This window comes from Rhizobacter sp. P2_H2, from assembly GCF_056403375.1.
Genome location: NZ_JBFUFP010001725.1, coordinates 1 through 667, shown reverse-complemented (window position 1 = coordinate 667; position 667 = coordinate 1). Strand labels below are relative to the sequence as shown.

Genomic DNA, 667 nt, shown 5'->3' with positions numbered 1-667 from the left:
GACCCAGGCGCTGTCGCTCGACCCGGCGATGCGCGGCTGGATGAACGAGGGCAAGAGCTACATCCCGCCGGTCGGCATCGGCGAGGTGATGCGGGCCGGCGGCATCGGCAGCGTCGTCGCCTCGAAGAACCCGGCCTTCGCGGTCGGCGACACCGTCAGCGCCACGCTGGGCGTGCAGCAGTACTGCCTGATCCCCGAGGCCGGCATCCGCCGCCATGCGCTGTTCAAGATCGACCCGCGGCTGGGCACGCCGATGCAGTGGCTCAACGTGCTCGGCATGCCCGGCATGACGGCCTGGTTCGGCCTGATGGACGTGGGCCAGCCGAAGCCCGGCGAGACCATCGTCGTGTCGGGCGCGGCCGGCGCGGTCGGGCAGACCGTCGGCCAGCTCGCCAAGGTGAAGGGCCTGCGCACCGTCGGCATCGCCGGCGGCCCCGCCAAGTGCGAATGGGTCGTCAAGGAGCTGGGCTTCGACGCCTGCATCGACTACAAGGCCGGCGCGGTGAAGGACGGCCTGAAGCAGAACTGCCCGCAGGGCGTCGACATCTACTTCGACAACGTCGGCGGCGAGATCCTCGACACCGTGCTGACGCGCATCAACCGCCACGCCCGCATCGTGATCTGCGGCGCGATCAGCCAGTACAACAACACGACCCCGGTGAAAGGC

At 69.7% G+C, this 667-nt stretch carries 1 protein-coding gene; it reads left to right on the top strand.

Annotated elements, in window-relative coordinates:
• The coding region (locus tag AC1D15_RS35855) for an NADP-dependent oxidoreductase (protein ID WP_477829836.1) at nt 1–667 on the top strand (667 nt) is incomplete at both ends.